This window comes from Aeromonas sp. 602658 (genome assembly GCF_049173005.1).
Lineage (GTDB): Bacteria > Pseudomonadota > Gammaproteobacteria > Enterobacterales > Aeromonadaceae > Aeromonas > Aeromonas veronii_A.
Genome location: NZ_JAAKRF010000002.1, coordinates 85031 through 104966, shown reverse-complemented (window position 1 = coordinate 104966; position 19936 = coordinate 85031). Strand labels below are relative to the sequence as shown.

Sequence of the window (19936 nt, the reverse complement as noted above, 5' to 3'; positions counted from 1 at the left end):
TTAGAATCCCAAGCTAGACAGCAGATCGTCCACATCATCCTGACCATTGACTACATCGGCACGCGCCTCTGGATTCATGATTGGGCCTTCGGCTTCAATCCCGTTCACAGGGAGAGTACGAGTTGAATGCTCAGCTGCAGCCTCACCAAACATAGTCAGCATTTCTATTAATTTTGTTTCAACTTCCTGAACCAGTTTTATGACCTTGCGGATCATCTGGCCTGTCAAATCCTGAAAGTCTTGTGCCATCAGAATTTCTGTCAGCAGTTGTCGTAACTTATCGGCATCTGACTCAGAAGCCTTAATGAAATCATCAAGTTGATGGCATAAGGACTTAAACTGCCCCACGCTCATATCTCTGGACATCAGTGCATTCCAGTTGGGCATCACCAGCTGGATATTATCATTCAGGCGATCCGCTATTGGCAGACTGGCCTCTACCGCATCCATGGTGCGATTAGCAGCCTTGTCGGTCATATCTATGACGTAATTGAGGCGCTCCCTCGCATCGGGAATGTCATGGGTGGCCAAATCGGGAATTCGGGGGTCGAGACGAAATTCTTGAAGTGAGTTATGCAGTTGTCGGGTCAGCTGACCAACTTTTTCAAACAGATCGGCTGCGTTGGGGGCACATACATTGGCAAGCAGTTCATCGGCCAGCTCGAATTCACCTTGCTCCAGATGAGCAACAAGCATCCTTGCCTGGTCGAGCGAAATCATTGCTTTCGTTTTGGCCATCATCCCTGCTGCTCCTTAGCCAAGGCGTTCAAAAATTTTGTCGAGTTTTTCTTTGAGCGTTGCTGCAGTGAAAGGCTTGACGATATAACCGTTAACGCCGGCTTGCGCGGCTTCGATGATCTGCTCGCGTTTGGCTTCTGCCGTCACCATCAGTACCGGCAGATGCTTGAGCTTTTCATCGACACGAATGGCTTTCAGCAGGTCGATACCTTGCATGCCTGGCATGTTCCAGTCGGTAACCACAAACTGGAAATCACCATTTTTCAGCATCGGCAATGCTGTGTTGCCGTCATCCGCTTCATGGGTATTGTTGAACCCAAGGTCGCGAAGCAAGTTCTTGATAATCCGGCGCATCGTTGAAAAATCGTCAACAATGAGGATTTTCATGTTCTTGTCCAAAATTCCCTCCTCAATAGCCACCTCAGTGGCTCACTTACATGATGCTAAAAACGGGTTGTGTCATGCGGATTATGCCTTAGAGTTTCATCTCAGTGTAGCCAGTACAAACACTTATAGATGCCAATCTCTCAAACGAGCGCGTAGTCTGTGCATTGCCTGACTATGTATCTGACTCACGCGCGACTCACTCACATTCAAAACCTCGCCAATTTCACGTAAATTCAGCTCTTCATCGTAGTAAAGAGAGAGAACCAGGGCTTCTCTCTCCGGTAAGCGACCAATTTGCTCCGACAGTTGAATTTGAAATCGTTCTGTGGCCAGTTCATCAAACCCCGAGCCTGACGGAGCTTCATCAGGGTTACCGATCACATCCTCACTGACCCCCAGATCCTCGATACCGATGATCTTGCCACAGGAGACATCCTGCAGCATGACATGATAATCAGCGAGAGAGACCCCCATTTGCGCTGCGACTTCCGCGTCGCGAGCATCCCGTCCATTGGCTTGCTCCACATTTTCGATCGCTTCGGCAATCGCTCTGCTGTTTCGATGCACGGAACGGGGCACCCAATCACCACGCCGGATCTCATCCAGCATGGCACCACGGATACGGATCCCGGCATAGGTCTCGAAACTGGCTCCCTTGCTACCATCAAAGTTCCGTGACGCTTCGAGCAGCCCAATCATACCTGCCTGTATCAGGTCATCCAGCAAGACACTGCTTGGCAGGCGAGCCAGCAAATGCTGGGCAATCCGCTTGACCAGTGGAGCATGGCGCTCTACCAGCAGATAGGAATCCTGATGACGCAAGTACGCTTGGGCTTTATTCACGGGAACCTTCCTGTGTGGTGGCCTGAGTCTGCAACAGATTCTCCAGGAAAAACTCCAGATGACCGCCAGGCTGGTTTGGTACCGGCCAGCTAGCTGCTTTGTTGGCCAATGCGCGGAAAGCCAAAGCCGCCGGCGACTTGGGAAACGCCTCGACAATCAGTTTCTGCTTGCGCACGGCTGCACGCAGATTGGTGTCATAAGGCACGCAGGCAACCAGTTCCAGTGACGTATCGAGGAAACGATCGGTTACCCGGGTCAGCTTGGCAAAAAGCTCCTGCCCTTCACGCAGGCTGCGCACCATATTTGCCACTACCTTGAAGCGAAATACACCGTGCTCTTTGGAGAGGATCTTGATGAGGGCATAGGCATCGGTAATGGAAGTCGGCTCGTCACACACCACCACCATGATGTCCTGCGCAGCACGGGTGAAACTCAACACCATGTCCGAGATCCCCGCCGCCGTATCCACCATCAGAATATCGACCTGGGTCTTCATCTCGCTGAAGGCGCGGATCAGTCCGGCATGTTGTACCGGTGAAAGCTCGACCATGGACTGGGTCCCCGAGGTTGCAGGCACAATCATCATCCCATACGGTCCCTCAACGATAATGTCGTCGATAGTGCACTCACCTGCCAGCACGTGAGAGAGATTGCGATGAACCCGCAGCCCCAGCATGACGTCGACGTTGGCCAGACCAAGGTCAGCATCCAGCACCATTACCCGTTTGCCTTGGGCCGCCATGGCTCCGGCCACGTTCAGGGTCACGTTGGTCTTGCCCACGCCACCTTTACCACCGGAAACGGCGATCACTTTTACTCGATTGTTTTGACGCATTTTGCGCAGACCACTCGCCTGATCCATATACATGTTACTCATAAAACTCCGAATCTTCGGCCTCGCCAAAGCCTGTGCCCCAGAAATAGGGCTCTTCTGTTTCTCGCTCCAGCGAGCCCATGGCCGCGCCGACAAGCTGCGCCGCATTGGCAACCTGAATATCTTCCGGAACCCGCTGCCCATCCGTGATGTAACTGATAGGCAAGGCATTCTGGATACACACGTTAATTACTTCGCCCAGATTCAGACTCTCATCCAACTTTGTAAGTATGCAGCCGCTCAAGGGAATGCGCCGGAAATGGTCAACCGCTTCCTGCATTACCCGACGCTGGGAGGTTGCCGACATCACCAGATAGCTGCGGATCCTCACCTTGGCATTCTTGACCAGGGTATCGAGCTGCTCGGTCAGCCGGATATCCCGCTGCCCCACGCCTGCCGTATCGATCAATACCAGCCGACGGTGGCGGAACTGATAGAGGGCATTGGCCAGCTCTTCGGCATCACGCACCTGACGTACCGGACAGCCCATGATCCGGCCATAAGTCTGTAATTGCTCATGAGCACCGATCCGGTAGTTGTCAGTGGTGATAAGGGCCACCTGCTCGGCACCATACTTCATGGCAAAACGGGCGGCTAATTTGGCGATGGTGGTGGTCTTGCCCACCCCGGTCGGCCCCAGCAGGGCAACGGCGCCCCCCTGACGTAAAATCTCGTCCTCGCTGATCTTGAGCTGAGCCGTCAACACTTCCGCCAACTGGGCCATCGCCTGATGGATGGGCATGTCTTCAGGGATCAGCCCCGCCAGTTGATCGGCAAACGCATCGTCAAAGCCCATCTTTTTGAGCTCCTTGATCAGCAGAGCCCGCATCGGCTCACGTCGCTCAACTTCCTGCCACATCAGACCGGAGATCTGGTGCTCCAGCAATTTGCGGATACTGGCCATCTCCTTGCGCATCCCCTCCATCTCCTGATCCCGCTGAGCAGGTTGAGAAGAACGCTGGGCGGAGGCAACCCGGGCTTTGGGCTTGACAGGTTCCGGGGCGGCGCCCCATTGCCCCTGCTCGGCCAATGTTCTGGGCGCTGCATTGGCAGCGGCCAGACCGGCCGATTGGGTATTGCCCATTGGCGCCCCATTGCCCGGCTTGAGCTTCTGCTGGCGCGCCAGCAAGGCTGCCAGGGTATCGGCATAATGTTCGTTCTGTTCCTGAACCTTTGTGGGCTCGGGGCGGGTCATCTGCCGAGCAGCAGACGAAATATTGACACTCTCATCGTTCAGCTGACGGCGAACCGGCGCATCTTTGGGCCCCGGAACCTGGGATTGATAATCGACTGCGGCGACTATCTCTACCCCTCCGGTGACCTTCTTGTTGGACATGATGACAGCGTCAGGCCCGAGCGTCTCCTTGACCTCGGCCAGAGCCGTTCGCATGTCCTTGGCAAAAAACCGCTTAATCTTCACCCATCGTCTCCGCTAACTAGTTCTGCCCTACCGCACTGACGATGCGGATCTGCTTGTCGTCGGGCACTTCCTGATAAGACAGAACACGCAACCCAGGAATGGCATTCTTGACAAATTTTGCCAGGGTATTGCGCAAGATCCCCGATGTCAGAAGCACGGCCGGTTGGCCTTCCAATTCTTGTCGTTGAGTGGCTTCCACCAGCGAGCGCTGCATTCGCTCCGCCAGACCCGGCTCAATACCGGCACCATCACCTCCACCCGCCTGCAGGGATTGATGCAATATACGTTCCAATTCAGGTGCCAATGTTATCACCGGTAGCTCTGGGTCTGGGCCGGCAATCTCCTGCACAATCAGACGACGCAGGGCAATCCGGCAAGCCGCGGTGAGCACTTCCGGATCCGGACTGCGCGGCGCGTATTCAACCAGGGTCTGCAGGATAGTGCGCATATCGCGGATTGGCACCCCTTCATTGAGCAAATTCTGCAATACCTTCACAAGGTTACCCATGCTGATCACTTCCGGCACCAGCCCTTCGACCAACTTGCTCTGGTGTTTGCCAATCATGTCGAGCAGTTGTTGTACCTCGTCATGGCCGAGCAACAGTGAGGCATGGTTGGTCAAGATCTGACTCAAATGGGTGGCAACTACGGTCGCAGTATCCACCACTGTATACCCCAGGGTCTGCGCCTGTGACACCTGCTCCTTGGCTACCCACACTGCTTCAAGTCCAAACGCGGGATCCCGGGTAGCAATCCCCTGAATTTGGCCGAATACCTGCCCCGGGTTGATGGCCATCTCTTTATCATGGTAGACGCTGGCCTCGCCGGTACTGACTCCCATCAAGGTGATGCGATATTGATTTGGTGCCAGATCCAGGTTGTCGCGGATGTGGACGGCAGGCACCAGAAAGCCCAGTTCTTGCGAGAGTTTCTTGCGCACCCCTTTGATCCGGTTGAGCAGTTCGCCCCCCTGATTGCGATCCACCAGCGGGATTAGCTGGTAACCCACTTCCAGCCCGATGATGTCTACCGGCATCACATCGTCCCAGCTCAACTCTTTCTGTTCATGCGATGGCTGGTCAGTACTGGTCGGCATCAACTCGCCGCTGGCTGCTTTGGCTACCGCCAGCTTCTCGCGGCGCAGCAGCCACCAGGCTCCAGCGGCAGCGATCGCCCCCAGACTCAGGAAGGCGAAGTGCGGCATCCCCGGCACCAGTCCCATCATCAGCAGGATACCGGCAGAGATGATCAAGGCCTTGGGATTGTCGAACAGTTGGCCCAATACCGCCGTGCCCATATCCTGATCGGTATTCTGACGGGTCACTATGATGGCGGCGGCGATAGAGAGCAACAGGGAGGGGATCTGCGCCACCAGACCGTCACCTATCGCCAGCAGGGTATAGATCTCGGCAGACTCCCTGAAGGTAAGATGATGCTGCATCATCCCGATGATAAAGCCGCCGATGATGTTGATGAAGAGGATCATGATGCCCGCAATGGCATCCCCTTTGACGAACTTGGAAGCACCATCCATAGAGCCATAGAAGTCCGCTTCCTGGGTCACATCCTGGCGACGCTTCTTCGCCTCTTCCTGGTTGATGAGGCCGGCATTCAAATCAGCATCGATGGCCATCTGTTTGCCCGGCATCGCATCCAGAGTAAAACGGGCGCTCACTTCCGCGATCCGCCCGGCCCCCTTGGTGATAACCACAAAGTTGATGATCATCAGGATAGTAAAGACGATGATGCCGACTGCATAGTTACCGCCGATCACCACATTACCGAATGCCTCGATCACATGGCCTGCCGCTGCACTGCCATTGTGACCTTCCAGCAACACCACCCGGGTCGAGGCCACGTTCAATGCCAGCCGCAGCAAGGTGGCCAGCAGCAATACGGTCGGGAAAGCAGCAAATTCGAGGGGGCGCCGGGTATAGACGGATACCAGCAGCACCACGATAGAGAGCGCAATGTTGAAGGAGAAGAGCACATCCAGCATCAGTGGCGGGATGGGCAACACCACCATGCCGAGCGCGGCCAATACCAGCAGAGGGGTACCAAGGCCTTTGCTCAATACTCCCCGAGACTGTTTTAACTGGCCCAATACTGCCTTGAATTCCATCGCTCTTCTCAATGTCAACCTGCTGGTGCCAGATTAAAGCAAACATTAAGCCAACAATGCAACACATTGAAATGCAATGAATTTATTTTGACAACGTCAGAACTTTGTCATTTGCGATATTCGGTCGGAATGGGCAGATCTTTAGCCAGCGGCTGAGGACGGCGCCCCTGGCCACGGCGGAATTTCTTGAGCTGGAAGACATAGGCCAGAACCTGGGCAACTGCCGCAAACAACCCTTCCGGGATCTCGTGGCCCAACTCGGTAGAGTGGTAGATAGCCCGGGTCAAGGCCGGTGACGGCATGATGGGTATCTCGTATTCTCTAGCTATCTCCCTGATCTTCATTGCAATTTCATCAGTTCCCTTGGCCAAGACCTTGGGCGCAGCACCGGGTTTGCCCGCATCATACTTGAGCGCTACCGAGTAGTGAGTCGGGTTGGTGATCACCACATCAGCCTTGGGTACATCCCCCATCATCCGGCGCATCGCCATCTGCATCTGCAACTGGCGGATCTTGCCCTTTACCTCGGGTTTACCCTCGCTATCCTTGAACTCGTCCTTCACCTCCTGCTTGGTCATCTTGAGCTGACGCATATGGTTCCATTTTTGGAACGGCACATCGATGGCCACAATAGGCAACAGGGCACAGCAAAGAATAATCAGCATCCACAAAAAAAGGTCGAGGGCATCTATAATCCCACCGGGGAATCCCTCCATGGAGAGGTTGAGCAGATGATCAAACTGGCTGGAGAGCATCCACCAGGCAAACAGGGTGATGAACACCACCTTGGCGATGGACTTGACCAGCTCAATCAGTGACTGCACCCCAAACATCCGCTTGAACCCGCTGATGGGGCTCATCTTGCTGAATTTCGGCATCATTGCTTCAGTGGAGAAGTTCATCCCCCCCATCAGGATATTGCCGATAAAAGCTGCAATAGCGACCAGAGCGAATAGCAATCCGAGCGGAAATACCAGTTCCCCCAGCAGCGCCGGCACCATGGCAACCATGGCATTGGGATCGAAAGCCTGCTCTCTGTTCAGCGTGAAGCCCATGGTCACCACCTTGAGCATGGCGTTCGCCAGGTAACCCTTGATAAACAGCAGGCCAAATACGGCTGACAACAGCACACTGGCTGTTCCCAGCTCCTTTGAACGTGCAATCTGCCCTTTTTCACGGGCCTGTTGCAGTCGTTTGCCCGTGGGTTGTTCGGTACGTTCCTGGTCGGTATCAGCCATTGACACCTCCGAAACATTGGGTGTCAATCAGCTCGCAACTGACCTCCTGCACCCGCTCCCACAAGGTGTCGAAATGACCGAGGAACCCGCCGATCGTAAGCCAGAGGATAAGCAAACCCGACATCATGCTGACGGCAAAACCGATACTGAAAATATTGAGCTGGGGGGCTGCCCGGGTCATCACGCCAAAAGCGAAGTTGATAAGCAACAGCGCCACGATGGCAGAGAGGGCCATCACCAGCGAGGCCTGATACATGACCCCCAGGAACGCGCTCAGGGTTTGCATAGAAGAGAGTGACAGACCGCTATCGGAGATGGGTAGCGTCTCAAAACTGAGGATAACCAGGCGTAGCATCACCAGATGACCATCAAGCGCCAGAAATACCAGAGTCGCCAGCATCAGATAAAACTGACCGACCACAGGGGCCGACTGGCCATTCATCGGATCCACCAGGGTGGCAAAACCCAGACTGGTTTGCATGGCTATCACCTGCCCCGCCATCACGAAGCTTTCCATCAGAAACTGGGTCATCAACCCCAGCGCAATACCGATCAGCAGCTGCTGGCCCAAGACCAGAAAACTGCCGGCAGAGAAGAGCTCCACTGGGGGCATGGGAGGGAGCAGAGGAGCAACCAGAAACGTCACGGCTACCGCCAGCCCCAACCTGATCCGAGCGGCGACCAGCCGGCTGCCAAATACCGCCATCACCATGAAAAGGCTGCTTATTCTAGCCAGTGGCCAGAGAATGGACGACAACCACTCCATGATCAGAGCGGTGGTATAGGTCACCCCACCACCTCGGGAATTTGATTGACCATCAGGATGAAGAAGTCCATCAGACTCTGCATTCCCCAGTGAGCACCAATCCCTAGGGCCAAAAGGGTCACGATGAGACGGGGCAGAAAGCTCAAGGTCTGTTCGTTGATGGAGGTGGCGGCCTGAAAGATGGCTACCACCAACCCGATAGCGAGGCTGGGCAGGATCACGGCGCTGACCATGATATTGACCAGCCAGAGCGCCTCACGAAATACATCGACAAAGGTTTCTGGACTCATGTTCGGGCTCCTTGCATGGGACCGGTTAACCGGCACCCAGTCCGAAACTGTTGGCCAGCGAACCCAGGATCAGGTTCCAGCCATCCACCATCACAAACAGCATCAGTTTGAAAGGCAACGAGACGATCATCGGCGAGAGCATCATCATCCCCATCGCCATCAAGATACTGGCGACCACCAGATCGATGACCAGAAACGGCAAGAACAGCATAAAGCCAATCTGGAAGGCTGTTTTCAGTTCGCTGGTGACAAAGGCCGGGATCAGCACCCGCAGCGGCACATCGGCAGGCTTCTCCACCTGCACGTTGGCGATCTCCATAAAAGTATTGAGATCCTTGATCCGGGTCTGGGCCAGCATGAACTGGTGGATGGGCAATTCAGCCCGTTCCAGCGCCTCCTTGGCCTCAATGGTTTCGGCCAGATAGGGCTGCAGTGCCTCGTCATTTATGCGATCCAGCACAGGCGACATGATGAAGAACGACATGAACAGGGCGATGCCGATCAACACCTGATTGGAGGGGCTCTGTTGCAGACCGATCGCCTGACGCAAGATACCCAACACTATGATGATACGGGTAAACGAGGTCATCATGATGACCATTGCCGGCAGGAATGAAAGTGCCGTCATCAACGCCAGCACCTGCAGGGTCAGGCTGTACTCCTGAGAGCCATCCCCCATGGTCTTGACGGTCACTGCCGACATGCCGTCCTGCGCCAACGCAGGCCAGGCGCAAAACAGCGAAATCAACAGGCTAGCCAGCAATCCGCTTTGCCACAACAAGCCGTTAGTTTTTTTCATGTTTGCCCATCAACTTACCCAGCTGCTGGGAAAATGCCTGCGGCTGCTGTTCGTCCAGCGGCTCCTCCAGCCGATAGAGAAAGTTGACCTGCTGCGGCGTTACGCCGACCAGCAGCTGCTGCTCACCCACCTTGACCACCAGCAACTTCTCCTTGTAGCCCACAGGCAGCGTAGCAATCACTCTCATCTGCCCGCCCCCCATGGCGGTGGCAATTTTGCTCTTCTTGAGCAAGAAACCCAGCACCAGAATAAGCCCGATCACCATCAGGCTGGAGAGCAGCCAGGAACTCAGGCTGGGAGGGTTGGCGGCCCCCCCCACCTCGGCAAACACCGGCAATGGCAGCCACAACAGCAGCAGACGCATCATTTGAGTTTCTTAATCCGTTCAATCTGGCTGATGACGTCGGTCAGGCGAATACCGAACTTGTCGTTCACCACCACCACCTCGCCGTGAGCGATCAGGGTACCGTTAACCAGCACGTCGAGGGGCTCGCCCGCCACCCTATCCAGCTCCACGACCGAGCCCTGGTTGAGCTGCAGCAGGTTACGAATGCTAATCTGGCTGCGACCGACCTCCATCGAGATGGTGACCGGAATATCCAGAATGGTGTCAAGCTTGCGCCGCTCCTCGGCACTGATAGGGGCATCGTCCTTGAGCTCTTCCAGCGGGGCCGGTTTGGCTTCCGCCGTCACCTGCTCCTCCAGTGCTGCCGCCCAGGCATCAGCCATCAGATCCTCTTCCTCTGTTCCGCTCATCTTGTTTCCTTATACCACTTCGTGACGATCAATAACTGCAAACCGTCGATTAACGCTGTTGTTCTTCGATGCTGCGCTCAAGCTCTTCAAGCTCGGCCTCACCATCGATACGTACACCACCCCGGGTCACCAGATGCATCTCGGTCTTGACCCCTTCCGGGCGCTTGAGCTTGTCGGTGATCTTGAGTGCCACATTCTCCTTGGTCCGCCCCATCTTGGCATGGAAGGTGGGCAAATCTTCCACGTAGACCAGCAAATGTTCGGGCATGTCGACCGGAATAATATCTCCCGGCTGCAGCTCCATCAGTTCACGCAGAGTGAGTTCGGTCTCCAGCAGTTTGGCCCTCAACTCGACCTTTACATCCATGATCTCGTCACGAAGTGCCTTGCTCCAGCGCACGTCTGTGTCACCCTTGTCACTCTGTACACCGGCATCGAGCAGTTCACGGATCGGCTCCAGCATGGAGTAGGGCATGGCCACGTGGAAATCGCCGCCGCCACCATCGAGTTCGATGTGAAACGAGCTCACCACAATCACTTCGGTCGGGCTGACGATGTTGGCCATCGCCGGGTTCACTTCAGAGTCGAGATACTCGAACCCTACGTCCATCACCGGCGCCCAGGCATCCTTGTAATCCTCAAACACCAGTTTGAGCAGCATCTGGATGATCCGTCGCTCGGTCGGCGTGAACTCGCGCCCCTCAATCTTGGCGTGGTAGCGCCCGTCACCACCGAAGAAGTTCTCCACCAGGATGAAAACCAGTCGTGCCTCCATGGTGATGAGTGCGGTTCCTTTCAATGGCCGGAAACGCACCATATTGAGGCTGGTCGGCACGAACAGGGTGTGAACATACTCACCAAACTTCAGCATCTGCACCCCGTTGATGGAGACCTCGGCGGTACGACGCATCATGTTGAACAGGCTGATCCGCATGTGGCGAGCAAAACGTTCGTTCACCAGCTCCAGGGTCGGCATCCGGCCACGGACGATGCGGTCCTGGGAAGAGAAGTCAAACTGGGCAACGCCGGGGTCTCCGGCGCCGCCTATCTCTTCCTCTTCGACATCATCGACACCGTGCAAGAGGGCATCAATTTCGTCCTGACTTAACAGATCGCTCACGCTTCACCTACTGCATTACAAAGCCGGTAAACAGCACTTGTTCGATAACGGGGGAAGAGACCAGGTCCTTAAGCACCCGACGGCACTCTTCCAGTGAATCCTTGCGCAGCTTCTCCTTGCCTTCAAAGGTCATCAGCTGTTCGGCACTGGCTGCACTGAACACCCGCAGCAAGGTGCCTTCAATCAGGGGTATATTCTGTTTGGCCAGCGTCTCGTCGGCGGTGCCGCGCACCATCAGCTGGATCTTGATCTGCACCAGTCGATCCCGCTGGGCTCCCGCGACGTTGAAGACAAAGGGACGCGGCATCCCGACATAAAGGGATGGCTGGGGTGCTTCCACCTTGGGTTTGGCCTCAGCACCCTCCGCCGCTTCGGCAGGGGGGGTATCCGAGCCGGACAGCATAAGCCAGGCGCCAGCTCCACCACCGCCCAGCAAAATGACCGCCAGGGCAATGATAATAATCAGCTTCTTTTTCTTGCCCGCAGCCGGGTCTTTTAGCGTCAATTCGTTATCGTCAGCCATCCCTTGTCCACCCTAGTCTCAAACTTGTTCGATATCATAAACTTACTCGGGATTGCATCAAGCATAGAAATCTATTCCTGAACCGTTTGTCGATTCCACCGACAAATTGGGGTTGGTCGTAGTGACCTCCCCGTCAAGATGGCTATGACCGGAGTGTCCCTCTCCTGATTGTCCCTGCCCGGCAAACGCCGACTGACCCTGCTGTTGTTGCTGCGGTGACTGTTGTGACTGCTGCTGCACCTGGGTCTGGCCAAGCTGGATCCCCTGCCCCGCCAGCATTTCACGCAGACGGGGCATCGCCTGCTCCAGCATCTCACGGGTCTGTCCGTGCTGGACTACAAAATGGACGCTCGCCTGGCTGGATGCGTCGATCTGGATCTTGATCTTCATCTTGCCAAGGCCGATGGGGTCTAGCTGAAGCTCGGCCTGCTGCAGCTTGTCGGCCAGCATCAGGTTTACCTTCTGGTGCAATTCGGCGGGTGCTTCCTGACTAGACAGTTTCAAATGGGGTAAATTCTGCGGTTCACGGCGCAACGTGCCCTCAGCGGCGGGCGCCCGGCTGTCGGCCACCTGGGGCTGAGGCTGGCTGTTCTGGCCATGCTGTACAGTCTGGCTCTGGCTGCTCTCGCTGCTCGATGTCGTAGCGACAAGACTCTTCTCAGACTCACCGGCCTTCGGTTTTACCTCAAGCGAAACCGCTTTGCGCACCTCGTCGGTGCCCGTCACTTCCATCTGCCTGATCCCGGCTGAAATGCTCGACAGCGGTGCTTGCGGCCCCTGAGATTCGGCCTGCGCCAACACCTGCTGCGGCGCCACCATCACGGGTGCGGCAGCGCTATCGGTCTGAGTCGTCACATTTGGCGTCACGCTGCTCTGGGCTGTGGCACTTTGCACTGTCGTCACTTGCGCCGCACCTGGATTGGAGGATGTGGTTGTCGCTGCCTGCTGTCCCCCCTCGGCGCTACTCTTATCAACTCCCTTGCCAGCCCCATTAGCGATGCTCTCTACGGCAGTAGAAGTGGTTGAGCTACCCGCATCTGGTTGTTTGCCCCCCTCACCGAATGCCTTGAGCACCGCCCCCTGAGTCGCGGCTTGAGCAGCTTGTCCCTTGCCGGTCACGACGCTGCTGGCAGCGGGGTCGGATTTGCTGTCATCTCCCTCTTTCACTGCGGGTGACTCACCACTATTTGCCGCATTGGCGGACGCCTCAACCGGCAACACCCTGGCCAGTTGGGCCATCCGCTCAGCCCCCGTAAGGGGCTTGGTGAGCTTGCCATCTGCCCCGAGAGTTTCACCCTTGGCAGAGACTTTCTCCCCGGGCTGACCATCTTGGGTGGCGGCGGCATCCTTCCCCTCAGAAGTGTTGGGAGCGGAGGACAGTACGGCGGTCGAGGCGTCGCCCTGCTCAATCACTCCTCCTGCAGAGAGTGAAACCGGAGTTTCAAGGGAAGATTTACCAGTCGTAGCCAGAAGCGACTGCGCCCCGGACTGATCGGCAAGTTGGCGTACAGTCCTGACAGTTGCAGGGGACTGCTCGCTTTCATCAAGCGCAATCCCCTCCAGCGCACCCTCTTGCGGCAACGGATTGCCGTCTGCCGCAGTGGCGCTCTGTTGGGCCGCCACCGCCAGTTGGGGTGTCACTAGCGAGGTATCGAGCTTGAGGGAGTCTTGCAGACGGAGCAGAAAGTCGGTGGCAGGGAGCTCCTCCGCCTTGTTGTCGGCGCCAGGCTCCTGCTCCTTGCTGGCCTCCTCTTTGGGAGAGGCGCCCTCGGTCGCCAAAGATTTGGCTGATCGGACATTTTTATCGCCCTGAGTAGCCTCGGCGGCGCCCTGTTCGCTGTTCCGGGCCTTGGCAATCAGAGTGGCGAAATCACCCTTGCTGTCGCGCCCCCCCAGATCGATGCCATTGCTCTCGACTGAGCTGCTCGGAGGCGCTTTGTCCAATCCGTTGGCCGCAGCCGAAGGCGTTTGTGTCAACACTGTCTGCATCATGATGGCATCCCTGAATTCTGGCGGCCCCCTACGAGATGGCCGCCGACAATGTCCAGATCAAAGCAAGTTACAGGCCAGATTGATGAAAACGCCGCAACATGGCGTACTCATCCAGCATCTTCTGCTCCTGACGCAGAGCTTTCTGCTGCTCGCGGCTCGCCTGCTTCTCCAGCAACAGCTCTACCGCCTTGCGTCGCTGCTGGGCAGCCAGCCACTCTCCACGACGTTGCTCCAGCGCCTGACGCACCTGCAGCACCCCTTCGTATTGCTGGGTCGCCGCCTGTTCGAGCTTGTTCATAAAGGCGTGATACTGGGTGTTTTGCTGAGGTGAAATCCCTTGCAGGCCGCGATCGGTCCACTGCTGGTGATAGATCTGGCGGTACTGGTTGAGGGCATTTTGCTGATCCATGAACAGCTTGAGATCCTGCTGCGCCTTCACCAGTGCCAGCGCACACTGCTGCTCCGCCTCCACCAGCCGATCGGCCAACAATACCAACCCTTTACTCATCGTCGACCTCTCTGTTACCGACCATCATCAGCGCATCAATGGCATCGCCACCATCTGCAAGGCTTGCAGGCCATCATCGTAGTGAATGACCTCGCGCATCCCCTGCTGCAAGAACTGATCCAGATAGGGTTTTTGAATGATGGCGCGGTCAATGCGCGGATCGGAACCCTGACTATAGGCACCGATGGTGATGAGATCCCGGTTCTGCTGATAGAGGGAGTAGAACTGCTTGAGGGTGCGCGCCAGATCCATATGTTCCGGCGAAGTGACCATGGGCATAACCCGGCTGATGGACTTCTCGATGTCGATAGCCGGATAGTGGCCCGCATCGGCCAGCTCGCGCGACAGCACTATGTGGCCATCGAGGATCGCCCGCGCCGCATCGGCAATGGGATCTTGCAGGTCATCCCCCTCGGTCAGTACGGTGAAGAATGCCGTGATGGAGCCCTGGCCGTCACTGCCGTTGCCCGCCCGCTCCACCAGCGCCGGTAATTTGGCAAATACCGACGGTGGATAGCCCTTGGTCGCTGGCGGCTCGCCCACCGCCAGGGCGATCTCACGCTGGGCCTGGGCATAACGGGTAAGAGAGTCCATCAAGAGCAACACGTTGAGCCCCTGATCGCGAAAATACTCGGCAATGGCCAGCGCCGTTTCACACCCCTTTAGCCGCATCAGCGGCGAGGCATCGGCGGGAGCCGCTACCACCACGGAGCGGGCTCGCCCCTCCTCGCCCAGGATCTCCTCGATAAACTCTTTCACCTCCCGGCCCCGTTCACCGATGAGGCCGACCACCACCACATCCGCCACCGAGCCGCGGGTCATCATGCCCAGCAGCACCGATTTGCCGACACCGGAACCGGCAAACAGCCCCATCCGCTGGCCCTGACCCACCGTCAGCACGGCGTTGATGGCACGCACCCCCACGTCCATCGGCTGATGGATCGGGCGGCGAGAGAGCGGGTTGATGCGATGCTGGGCAAACTGCACGGTCTGGGAGGAGAGAATGGGGCCGAGGCCATCGAGTGGCTGGCCGATGCCGTCGATGACCCGACCAAGCAGGTTCATCCCAACCGGAATGCCGTGCTCTTCGGTGATGGGCACCACCCGGGCACCGGGGATCACCCCCTTGAGCTGCTCGCTCGGCATCAGATAGAGGCGATCGCCAGAAAAACCGACCACTTCAGCCTCCAGCGTGCCATCAAGGGTATCGATGCGACAGAGGGCACCGATGGCGGCGCGGCAGCCGATGGCTTCGAGGGTCAGCCCCACCACCCGGGTCAATTTGCCAGCAACCGGCGGTTTGGGGGCGCTGTCGCGAACCTTGTACCCTTGCAACCGGTTCAGTAGCGAGCCGCTCATCTGGCCTCCTGAGAGCTAAAAAGTGCAGCCGGACGGCAACGTCCGGCATCGGTTATGGGCGTGAATCCTGCGAAGCCGGTTTCTGCGACGCATTGTCCCGCAAGAAGTTGCGCAGCAGCTGATCGATGCGCCCGGAGAGGGTCAGATCGATGCTGGAGAGCTCGGTGACCAGTTGCAGATCGCCGGGGGAGAGGGTGGGATCGCTCTGCAGTCGCCAGTGCCGCTTGGCGCACTCGTCGGCGCCAAATGCCTGCTCGATTCGCGTGATGTCATCGGGATGCAGCATCAGAGTCACCCCCTGCTCGGCGGCAGGCAGCAACGCCAGCCCCTCCTTGAGCGCCTCCAGCAGGATGCGGGGCGAGGTCTCTGCTTCATGGCGAATGAGCGCGCGGGCCAGTTGCATCACCAGCGAGACCAGTTGCTGCTCTACCGCCAGATCCAGCGCGCTCAGGGGATTGGCAAGGCGTGCGGCGAGACCCTGCCAGTGGGCGATCTCCTGCTCCACCAGATCGCGCCCCATGGCCAGCCCCTCCTCGCGCCCCTGTTCGAGACCTGCAGCATGACCCTGTTGCAATCCTTCCAGCTTGCCCTCTTCGAGCCCCTTGGCAAAACCGGCCTCGCGCCCTTCGGTCAGTCCCTCTTCCCAGGCGGCCTGACGGATCGCTTCGAGCTCTTCGGCGGTGATGCTGGGGGTCGGCTCCTGCTCGGGTTCCGGCTCCACCACCTCCTCTTCCTGCTGATACCAGTCAGGTGCAAGACCGAGCGCATTGGTCTCGGCCTCAGCCACCACGTCCATTTCGGGCCAGCCCCAGGCCTCTACCCGGGTCTCTTCCCCTTCAGGCCGCACATAACCACGCAGCTTGTTGTTCATCTATTCGCGCCGCTCCTTGCCAAGACAACATACTGGGCGGCAGACAGGTTACATGAGTTGGCCATGGTTTAGAGGAACTCCTCGCCACCGCCGGAACCCAGCATGATCTCGCCGGCATCCGCCAGACGGCGGGCGATGGAGAGGATCTCCTTCTGGGCAGCCTCCACCTCGGAGACCCGGATCGGCCCCATGGCCTCCAGATCGTCTGCCAGCATTTCTGCCGCCCGTTTCGACATGTTCTTGAAGATCTTCTCGCGCATCTGATCGTCGGACCCCTTGAGGGCGCGCTGCAACAGATCCCCAGGCACTTCCCGCAGCATGGTCTGGATGCCGCGATCGTCCACATCGATGAGGTTTTCGAACACGAACATCAAATCCTGGATCTGCTGGCTCATCTCTTCGTCCGACTCGCGGATGGAGTCCATCAACTGGCCTTCGATATTGGTATCCAGATAGTTCATGATGTTGGCGGCTGCCTTCAGGCCGCCCATCTTGGCAGCCTGGGCACCGGCCGCACCGGCGAACTGTTTCTCCATGATGTCGTTCAACTCTTGCAGTGCCGCCGGTTGTACCTCTTCGAGGTTGGCGATACGCATCACCAGATCGAGGCGCACCTGCTCCGGGAACTGGCTCAGGATCTCGGCGGACTGCTCCGGCTCCAGATAGGAGAGCACTATGGTCTGGATCTGCGGGTGTTCGTTCTGGATGATGCTGGCCACCTGACGGGCATCCATCCACTTGAGCGAATCGAGGCCACGGGCGCCGGAACCGAGAATGATCTGGTCCACCAGATTGCTCGCCTTGTCCTCGCCAAGGGCCGCCACCAACGCCTTGCGCACAAAGTCTTCACTACCGATACCTATGTTGGTGTACTTCTGGATATCGTCGATGAATTGACGGTGCACCGCCGCCACCCGATCGTGACTGAAATCGGACATGGAGGCCATCGACATACCGAGCCGCTGCACCTGCTTGGGTTCGAGATGGCGGAAGATCTGGGCGGCATCCTCTTCGTTGAGGCTCAACATCAATACAGCCGCCATCTCCATACCGGACATCTGATCCAGCAACTGGCGCTGGCTGTCGGTAATGTCGTTGCCGGTCACCTGGCTTTTAGTTTCTTCAGGCATCTTTGGTTACCCACTCTTTAATGACCTGAGCGGCCAGATCCGGTTCGTTCGCCACCAGCGCACGCACCGCCTTGAGCAAATCTTCGTCACGGTGCAGATCCGGCAGTTTCAGCTGACCATCGCGCACCCCGAATACCTGCTCTCCCTCAACCTGGGCTGCCAGCAAGCTGAGCTCGTCGTCACCACCCAATACGGTGTGGTTGTCAAAGTCAACTTCCCCTTCCGGCTTGGCATCCGGATAGAGCAACCGCTTGAGCATGGGGCGAACCACGGTGACGATCAAGACAATAATCACCAGTACCGAGGCGGCAATCCGTACCGCACGCCAGAACCAGGGCTGATCGTAGAGCGGCACCTCGGCCACGGTATCAAGCTCGGGACGATTGAACGGAATGGCGACCACCTCGAGGGTATCACCACGGGTCACATCAAAGCCAAGGCCACCGCTCAGCAAACGGCGCAGGGTATCGAGTTCCGCCTGGGTGCGCGCTTCGCGGGTCACAGCCCCGTCGGCACCGGGCACCGCCTTGTAATCCACCGCGACCGAGACGGTCATGCGGCGAATGCCCCCCATCTGACGCCGGGTATGGCTGACGGTGGTATCCAGTTCGAAGTTGCGGGTCGCCTCTTTGCGAGAACGCCCCGAGGCAGCAGCGCTGGCCCCATCACCGCCAGTGGCCTGTTCAGGAATATTGGACGCGGCAGGGGGCTGGTTGCTGAGAGCCCCCGGCACTCCGCCATTGCTGCCGCCGGAGCTGTTCTCTTCCAACGTCATCTCGGAGCGCACTGCAGGCAGATCCGGGTTGTAGGTTTTGCGGGTCTGCTCCTGCTGGGAGAAGTCGAGGGAGAGATCCACTTCCGCCGTATAATTGTCGGCGCCAAGCACCGGGATCAGAATGGCGTCAATTTTTTGCTTGTACTCCAGCTCCTGCTTCTGTTGCATCGCAAATTCCTTGCGCGTCTGGGCAGAGACGGGATCCTGGGAGCCGGAATTAAGCAGGCGGCCATTCTGGTCGGTGACGGTGACACGAGTCGGCTCCAGGCCATGTACCGCAGAGGCCACCATATCGACGATGGAGTCCACCTCCCCCTGCCCCAGTGCCGCCCCTTTCAGGTTGAGTACCACGGTAGCACTGGGCTTGCGCTCGTTGCGGGCAAAGACGTTATCTTTGGGGATGGCCAGCAGCACCTGGGCCTTGGCCACATTCTGGAACTGTTCAATGGCGCTCGCCAACTGGCGCTCGCGACTCAACTTGAGGCGCTCGGCCTCCATCCGCTGGCTGACACCGAAACTGGAGTCCTTGAGCAGAATATCCTCTCCACCATTGGCTACATCGGCCGCATTGGTGAGGCCGGCCCGGGTCAGTGCCAACCGGATACTGGCAAAGTTCTCGGCACTGACCAGCACGCTCTTGCCATCGACCTCATAGGGGATCTTCTGCTGATCGAGGAAGTCGAGGGTCTTGACCAGCTCCTGAGTGGTATAGGTGCCAAGAGGGCGCATATCCGGCTCCTTGCCCCACAGCAGGATGAAGACGGCGATGGCGAGGCAGATGGCAAGCCCCAGGATCAGAGTGATCTGGCGCAGTACATCGGTATTGGACAAGAATCCCAGTGCCGAGCTCTTCTGCTCGTTGGCATCGAGGGCGGCGGTGCCCTCATCGTTTATCAGCAGATCGCCATTTTGGTCAGTAGCCACGATTTATGTCCTTATTGCTGACATGTCATGATGCACGGTCATCGCTCAGACCGGCATATTCATGATGGTTTTGTAGGCATCAACCATCTTGTTGCGCACTTGCACCGTCGCCTCAAAGGCGATGGAGGATTTTTGGCCCGCGATCATCACCTCGGCCAGATCCACCGACTTGTCGCCCATATCGAAACGGGTGCGCAGATCATTGGCTGCGCCCTGCAACTCGTTGACGTTACCGAGCGCCTGCTGCAACAGCAGGCCAAAATCGGAGGTCACCTGACGGCCAGGCTGTGACAGCGGGGTTGCACCGGCCTCTACCTTGAGAGCCTGCATCTCTTGCATCAGGCTGCTTGCACTAATTTCCATTTTCTGTCCCCAGACAAATCATTGACGCTGACGGACCAAAAGCAATAAAAGTGCCAATTAGGTAAAAACGATCTCAAGCCGCAGAAATGGAGGGGAAAAAGAGATGATGAGGGGGATCGGGGAATAGGCCGCTTCACG

The 19936-nt window shown here is 57.5% G+C and carries 21 protein-coding genes; all 21 read right to left on the bottom strand.

Annotation, left to right across the window (positions count from 1 at the left end; all coding sequences use genetic code 11):
- Positions 1 to 741, bottom strand: coding sequence for a protein phosphatase CheZ (locus tag G5253_RS02765; protein ID WP_216951803.1), 741 nt, complete (start codon positions 739 to 741; stop codon positions 1 to 3).
- A gap of 12 nt (positions 742 to 753) precedes the next feature.
- Complete coding sequence (gene cheY, locus G5253_RS02760) at positions 754 to 1137, bottom strand: chemotaxis response regulator CheY (protein ID WP_041234108.1); 384 nt, start codon at positions 1135 to 1137, stop codon at positions 754 to 756.
- A 111-nt stretch (positions 1138 to 1248) separates the two neighbouring features.
- A complete protein-coding gene (locus tag G5253_RS02755) occupies positions 1249 to 1968 on the bottom strand; it encodes an RNA polymerase sigma factor FliA (protein ID WP_216951804.1) in 720 nt (239 codons plus the stop codon).
- Entirely contained in the window at positions 1961 to 2803 is an 843-nt protein-coding gene (locus G5253_RS02750; RefSeq protein ID WP_408082997.1) for a MinD/ParA family protein, read from the bottom strand. The genes G5253_RS02755 and G5253_RS02750 overlap by 8 nt, the downstream gene beginning before the upstream one ends.
- A 34-nt stretch (positions 2804 to 2837) precedes the next feature.
- Positions 2838 to 4262, bottom strand: coding sequence for a flagellar biosynthesis protein FlhF (flhF, locus tag G5253_RS02745; RefSeq protein ID WP_227341085.1), 1425 nt, complete (start codon positions 4260 to 4262; stop codon positions 2838 to 2840).
- A gap of 16 nt (positions 4263 to 4278) precedes the next feature.
- Positions 4279 to 6384, bottom strand: coding sequence for a flagellar biosynthesis protein FlhA (gene flhA / locus G5253_RS02740; RefSeq protein ID WP_216951806.1), 2106 nt, complete (start codon positions 6382 to 6384; stop codon positions 4279 to 4281).
- Between the two features lie 107 nt (positions 6385 to 6491).
- The gene (gene flhB / locus G5253_RS02735; RefSeq protein ID WP_216951807.1) at positions 6492 to 7622 is read right to left on the bottom strand and encodes a flagellar biosynthesis protein FlhB; all 1131 of its coding nucleotides are present in this window, start codon (positions 7620 to 7622) and stop codon (positions 6492 to 6494) included.
- On the bottom strand, positions 7615 to 8412 hold the full coding sequence (gene fliR, locus G5253_RS02730) for a flagellar biosynthetic protein FliR (protein ID WP_216951808.1): 798 nt from the start codon (positions 8410 to 8412) through the stop codon (positions 7615 to 7617). Before fliR ends, flhB begins: the two co-directional genes overlap by 8 nt.
- Positions 8409 to 8678, bottom strand: a complete 270-nt coding sequence (gene fliQ / locus G5253_RS02725) for a flagellar biosynthesis protein FliQ (protein WP_005334727.1) — start codon at positions 8676 to 8678, stop codon at positions 8409 to 8411. The genes fliR and fliQ overlap by 4 nt, the downstream gene beginning before the upstream one ends.
- A 25-nt stretch (positions 8679 to 8703) precedes the next feature.
- Positions 8704 to 9477: a flagellar type III secretion system pore protein FliP gene (fliP, locus tag G5253_RS02720; protein ID WP_216951809.1), complete on the bottom strand. Its 774-nt coding sequence runs from the start codon at positions 9475 to 9477 to the stop codon at positions 8704 to 8706.
- Positions 9464 to 9844, bottom strand: a complete 381-nt coding sequence (gene fliO, locus G5253_RS02715) for a flagellar biosynthetic protein FliO (RefSeq protein WP_216951810.1) — start codon at positions 9842 to 9844, stop codon at positions 9464 to 9466. The genes fliP and fliO overlap by 14 nt, the downstream gene beginning before the upstream one ends.
- Positions 9841 to 10233 carry a flagellar motor switch protein FliN gene (gene fliN, locus G5253_RS02710; RefSeq protein WP_005343964.1) on the bottom strand — a complete coding sequence of 131 codons (393 nt, stop codon included), beginning with the start codon at positions 10231 to 10233 and terminating at the stop codon, positions 9841 to 9843. Before fliN ends, fliO begins: the two co-directional genes overlap by 4 nt.
- Positions 10234 to 10282: 49 nt before the next feature.
- The gene (fliM, locus tag G5253_RS02705; protein ID WP_005343961.1) at positions 10283 to 11353 is read right to left on the bottom strand and encodes a flagellar motor switch protein FliM; all 1071 of its coding nucleotides are present in this window, start codon (positions 11351 to 11353) and stop codon (positions 10283 to 10285) included.
- A gap of 7 nt (positions 11354 to 11360) precedes the next feature.
- The gene (fliL, locus tag G5253_RS02700; RefSeq protein WP_227341088.1) at positions 11361 to 11876 is read right to left on the bottom strand and encodes a flagellar basal body-associated protein FliL; all 516 of its coding nucleotides are present in this window, start codon (positions 11874 to 11876) and stop codon (positions 11361 to 11363) included.
- Between the two features lie 57 nt (positions 11877 to 11933).
- The gene (locus G5253_RS02695) at positions 11934 to 13868 is read right to left on the bottom strand and encodes a flagellar hook-length control protein FliK (protein ID WP_266134063.1); all 1935 of its coding nucleotides are present in this window, start codon (positions 13866 to 13868) and stop codon (positions 11934 to 11936) included.
- Between the two features lie 67 nt (positions 13869 to 13935).
- A complete protein-coding gene (gene fliJ, locus G5253_RS02690; RefSeq protein ID WP_421202635.1) occupies positions 13936 to 14376 on the bottom strand; it encodes a flagellar export protein FliJ in 441 nt (146 codons plus the stop codon).
- Between the two features lie 27 nt (positions 14377 to 14403).
- A complete protein-coding gene (gene fliI / locus G5253_RS02685) occupies positions 14404 to 15735 on the bottom strand; it encodes a flagellar protein export ATPase FliI (protein ID WP_266134065.1) in 1332 nt (443 codons plus the stop codon).
- A 52-nt stretch (positions 15736 to 15787) separates the two neighbouring features.
- Entirely contained in the window at positions 15788 to 16606 is an 819-nt protein-coding gene (gene fliH / locus G5253_RS02680; RefSeq protein WP_266134066.1) for a flagellar assembly protein FliH, read from the bottom strand.
- 68 nt (positions 16607 to 16674) lie between these two features.
- Positions 16675 to 17736 carry a flagellar motor switch protein FliG gene (gene fliG, locus G5253_RS02675; RefSeq protein ID WP_266134067.1) on the bottom strand — a complete coding sequence of 354 codons (1062 nt, stop codon included), beginning with the start codon at positions 17734 to 17736 and terminating at the stop codon, positions 16675 to 16677.
- Positions 17729 to 19435 (bottom strand): flagellar basal-body MS-ring/collar protein FliF, encoded by a 1707-nt coding sequence (fliF, locus tag G5253_RS02670; protein ID WP_266134068.1) that lies wholly within the window; start codon positions 19433 to 19435, stop codon positions 17729 to 17731. Before fliF ends, fliG begins: the two co-directional genes overlap by 8 nt.
- Before the next feature lie 45 nt (positions 19436 to 19480).
- The gene (fliE, locus tag G5253_RS02665) at positions 19481 to 19798 is read right to left on the bottom strand and encodes a flagellar hook-basal body complex protein FliE (protein WP_042011636.1); all 318 of its coding nucleotides are present in this window, start codon (positions 19796 to 19798) and stop codon (positions 19481 to 19483) included.
- Positions 19799 to 19936: the final 138 nt, after the last annotated feature.

Coding starts and splice junctions, on each gene's coding strand:
- G5253_RS02765 (WP_216951803.1), bottom strand. CDS start 741: ATGATGGCCAAAACGAAAGCAATGATTTCGCTCGACCAGGCAAGGATG.
- G5253_RS02750 (WP_408082997.1), bottom strand. CDS start 2,803: ATGCGTCAAAACAATCGAGTAAAAGTGATCGCCGTTTCCGGTGGTAAA.
- flhA (WP_216951806.1), bottom strand. CDS start 6,384: ATGGAATTCAAGGCAGTATTGGGCCAGTTAAAACAGTCTCGGGGAGTA.
- flhB (WP_216951807.1), bottom strand. CDS start 7,622: ATGGCTGATACCGACCAGGAACGTACCGAACAACCCACGGGCAAACGA.
- fliQ (WP_005334727.1), bottom strand. CDS start 8,678: ATGAGTCCAGAAACCTTTGTCGATGTATTTCGTGAGGCGCTCTGGCTG.
- fliP (WP_216951809.1), bottom strand. CDS start 9,477: ATGAAAAAAACTAACGGCTTGTTGTGGCAAAGCGGATTGCTGGCTAGC.
- fliO (WP_216951810.1), bottom strand. CDS start 9,844: ATGATGCGTCTGCTGCTGTTGTGGCTGCCATTGCCGGTGTTTGCCGAG.
- fliN (WP_005343964.1), bottom strand. CDS start 10,233: ATGAGCGGAACAGAGGAAGAGGATCTGATGGCTGATGCCTGGGCGGCA.
- fliL (WP_227341088.1), bottom strand. CDS start 11,876: ATGGCTGACGATAACGAATTGACGCTAAAAGACCCGGCTGCGGGCAAG.
- G5253_RS02695 (WP_266134063.1), bottom strand. CDS start 13,868: ATGATGCAGACAGTGTTGACACAAACGCCTTCGGCTGCGGCCAACGGA.
- fliJ (WP_421202635.1), bottom strand. CDS start 14,376: ATGAGTAAAGGGTTGGTATTGTTGGCCGATCGGCTGGTGGAGGCGGAG.
- fliI (WP_266134065.1), bottom strand. CDS start 15,735: ATGAGCGGCTCGCTACTGAACCGGTTGCAAGGGTACAAGGTTCGCGAC.
- fliH (WP_266134066.1), bottom strand. CDS start 16,606: ATGAACAACAAGCTGCGTGGTTATGTGCGGCCTGAAGGGGAAGAGACC.
- fliG (WP_266134067.1), bottom strand. CDS start 17,736: ATGCCTGAAGAAACTAAAAGCCAGGTGACCGGCAACGACATTACCGAC.
- fliE (WP_042011636.1), bottom strand. CDS start 19,798: ATGGAAATTAGTGCAAGCAGCCTGATGCAAGAGATGCAGGCTCTCAAG.